At 43.8% G+C, this 2,707-nt stretch carries 7 protein-coding genes; 4 read left to right on the forward strand and 3 right to left on the reverse strand.

All coding sequences use genetic code 11. The features are described 5' to 3' along the window. Positions 1–335: 335 nt before the first annotated feature. From HMPREF3192_RS06420 to HMPREF3192_RS07155, 3 genes are all read right to left on the reverse strand, one after another. The gene (locus HMPREF3192_RS06420) at positions 336–563 is read right to left on the reverse strand and encodes a hypothetical protein (RefSeq protein ID WP_066306667.1); all 228 of its coding nucleotides are present in this window, start codon (positions 561–563) and stop codon (positions 336–338) included. A 171-nt stretch (positions 564–734) separates the two neighbouring features. Beyond that, positions 735–941 (reverse strand): helix-turn-helix domain-containing protein, encoded by a 207-nt coding sequence (locus HMPREF3192_RS06425; RefSeq protein WP_066306676.1) that lies wholly within the window; start codon positions 939–941, stop codon positions 735–737. A gap of 124 nt (positions 942–1,065) precedes the next feature. Next, positions 1,066–1,281 carry a helix-turn-helix domain-containing protein gene (locus tag HMPREF3192_RS07155; protein ID WP_066306678.1) on the reverse strand — a complete coding sequence of 72 codons (216 nt, stop codon included), beginning with the start codon at positions 1,279–1,281 and terminating at the stop codon, positions 1,066–1,068. A gap of 151 nt (positions 1,282–1,432) precedes the next feature. Between HMPREF3192_RS07155 and HMPREF3192_RS06435 the strand changes: the two genes are divergently transcribed. The 4 genes from HMPREF3192_RS06435 to HMPREF3192_RS06965 all read left to right on the forward strand — a co-directional run. Continuing rightward, entirely contained in the window at positions 1,433–1,645 is a 213-nt protein-coding gene (locus HMPREF3192_RS06435; RefSeq protein ID WP_066306684.1) for a helix-turn-helix transcriptional regulator, read from the forward strand. Positions 1,646–1,787: 142 nt separating this feature from the next. Next, positions 1,788–2,321 (forward strand): hypothetical protein, encoded by a 534-nt coding sequence (locus tag HMPREF3192_RS06440; RefSeq protein ID WP_066306685.1) that lies wholly within the window; start codon positions 1,788–1,790, stop codon positions 2,319–2,321. A 26-nt stretch (positions 2,322–2,347) separates the two neighbouring features. Then, on the forward strand, positions 2,348–2,521 hold the full coding sequence (locus HMPREF3192_RS06855; protein ID WP_156422902.1) for a hypothetical protein: 174 nt from the start codon (positions 2,348–2,350) through the stop codon (positions 2,519–2,521). A gap of 3 nt (positions 2,522–2,524) precedes the next feature. Next, the coding region (locus tag HMPREF3192_RS06965) for a hypothetical protein (RefSeq protein WP_197414586.1) at positions 2,525–2,707 on the forward strand (183 nt) is incomplete at its 3' end.

Here is a 2,707-nt window from a genome sequence, read left to right on the forward strand (position 1 = left end):
TTTCTGCATTGTTTACATATATTTTTACATTATTGTTTGCTGTATTTAGCATCATGCTAAATCACCATCAATAAAAAAGGGCGCCGCATGCGGTCACCCTTTTCGTTATCCGTGCCCCCGTAAGAACACGAACGCCATCACTGGCAAGTTAAACATCCGCCCTGATTTCGCATACACTCGGATAGTGAGGACTCTACTTTCAGGTGGTCACTGTTTACAGAATAGCATAACAGAAAAAAACAAAAAGCTGAAATTGCGCAGGCCTTGGGGAATTGATAGACTGTACTTAACAGAGCCCCTCCACGCTTCTTCTTAGCGGACCACGGAGGGGACTTTTAATTATAAGCTACCATAAACGGTCGCGCTGCATCAACTTTGATTACGCCTGCTTTGTCGCTGATCTTTTCGCTAAAGTCATAAATCTCAACGCCAACAGCCGCACCAGAGCCATCGTACATGACCGATGCACCAGAAGGCGTGTCCTCTATTCTATGCGCAACGGATAAGTCAGCATCATCCTTTAGAAGCACGTACATGACATCCGCAACATCAGCGTAGTGCATCGATGTTGCCCGATATGTCTTCACTTGTCTTCACGCTCCCAAAGTACGTAAGAACAGCTTGCATGCTGTTCGTATCTGCTCCACGATATTATAGCGCCACCCATCGTCCGAACATGTGTCTTACCCCTCGTATACAATCGAACACAAGTTCGTACCTTGATAATTGGATAGTTAATTACTGATGTTTCTGGCGAGCTCGTCAATGCTTATATCAAGCGCCTTGCATATTAGCAACGCGCGCGAGATGGTAGGCTCCTTAATGTCGCCGTTCAAAAGCTGGTAGACATATGAGCGTGTTGTGTCAAGCTGCTCCGCCATCTCAATGACGGTCACGCCTTTTTTCTTCATCTCTGTACGGAGCACATCTCTAAATAACATCGTACATACCCCTATCTATCTTCCTCAGCTCCGGTTTATTCCATCTTTTTATTTTGGCGAAGTTCTGTCGCTACTACCATCTACAATCGAACGTAAGTTCGTACCTTGATAAATGGATATTTAATCACTGATGTTTCTGTACCTGTTCCCATAACTCTTGCAATGAAATGCCGAACGCGTCGGCAATAATTACAGCTTTGCTCATGGACGGGTCAGTAACTTTCCCTGTGCACAATTGGCTTATATAAGATGTGCCAAACCCCGTTTTGCGCGCAAAGTCGGCATTGGTCATATCGGATGCTTCTAAAAGCTCAAGAAATGCTTTGTTAAACGGAGACAAATTAATCCCTCGCTAGAAATAGTCGTTTATTAGGTATTTTCACATTATGCACAAAATTCTACGCATTATCAAGTTTTTGTATTGACTTGCTTAGAATTCTACGTAATATATACATCAAGTGCTTAGAATTCTACGCATGAAAGGAGTTGAGATGAACGAGATTAAAAAACGTTTAGGAAGCTATTTATTGGTAAATCGCAAGACCAAAAAAGAAGTCGCGCAGTGTCTAGGCATCGCACCCAGCACGCTTTGCAACAAGCTTAGCGGGCGATCTGACTTTACTCTTAGCGAGGGTGCAAAGCTCTCAAGGTTGTTTAACTGTGCTCTTGACGACCTTGTGGATAAAGCCCCTACACGCAACTAGCCCGACCGCACGACCGAGCAGCACCGAATGACGCTATAAGCGCTTATTCATATGTACCTTGAAAACCGCATAGCGATTAGCGTTTCTCGAATGGTAAGAAACGCGAGTAATGACAAAAGTAATTACTTTGAAAGGAGCGTATATGGATAAAACAGATGAGCCTTCGCAAGGAATGCTCAATCTTATCCGCGAACTATTATCACAGCACATGAGCGCTGAACGAGCCAAGAATTTATCCGACGACGAGATAGCGTGGATAGCACCGTTAGTAATGAACAAGCTTAACCATATCCGATTAACAGAAAGAAACATAAACATAATCATTCTTCGATACGGACTATTTGGACGCGAGCCTTTAAGCTACGAGGAAGTTGGCATACAGGTAGGCGAAAAAAAGCCCTTATTGCGCGAGCGGGTACGCCAAATTACGTTACGTGTGATTAAAAAATTAAGCCGTGAAATCTTTTGCATGAATCCCGATGAGTACAACTTGTACGCGTTGTTGGCAGGTAAAAAGGGCGCAATACCTGTACTAAAAGACACCACCGAACCAAAAATAACGGCTGATTTAAGGCGCATTATTGGTGACCTCACAATTATCCAATACAAATATAACGTGCGCCAATTCATTTTTGAAAAATTCAAACAATCGCTTGACGAGCAAATACCAGATTAAACATTCAACGTATGAAAGGAACAAACATGAAAACAACGGATAACGAACTGAAAGAAATCGTTTCTAGTTTGCGCTTAAAAGAATTAGCGCTACGTGAGATAACAAACGACATGTGCAACCATTCAGCAAATATAAAAGCGTTATACGAGAGAGTTCAAAAAGAAATCGGCGCCACCGAAGAAGCCGCGAGAGAGGAGTAACACATGGACGGAATGACCACAGGCAACCACAACACAGGCGACTACAACGTAGGCGACTTCAACACAGGCGACGACAACACAGGCAACCACAACGCGGGCCACTGCAACACAGGCAACCACAACACAGGTTGCTGCAACACAGGCAACCACAACACAGGCGACTTCAACACAGGCGACTTCAACACA

It is taken from the genome of Atopobium deltae (genome assembly GCF_001552785.1).
Taxonomy (GTDB): Bacteria; Actinomycetota; Coriobacteriia; order Coriobacteriales; family Atopobiaceae; genus Atopobium; species Atopobium deltae.

Bases quoted from the DNA above. Each gene is read 5' to 3' on its own strand.
- HMPREF3192_RS06420 (WP_066306667.1), bottom strand. From the start codon at position 563: ATGCACTACGCTGATGTTGCGGATGTCATGTACGTGCTTCTAAAGGAT.
- HMPREF3192_RS06425 (WP_066306676.1), bottom strand. From the start codon at position 941: ATGTTATTTAGAGATGTGCTCCGTACAGAGATGAAGAAAAAAGGCGTG.
- HMPREF3192_RS06435 (WP_066306684.1), top strand. From the start codon at position 1,433: ATGAACGAGATTAAAAAACGTTTAGGAAGCTATTTATTGGTAAATCGC.
- HMPREF3192_RS06440 (WP_066306685.1), top strand. From the start codon at position 1,788: ATGGATAAAACAGATGAGCCTTCGCAAGGAATGCTCAATCTTATCCGC.
- HMPREF3192_RS06855 (WP_156422902.1), top strand. From the start codon at position 2,348: ATGAAAACAACGGATAACGAACTGAAAGAAATCGTTTCTAGTTTGCGC.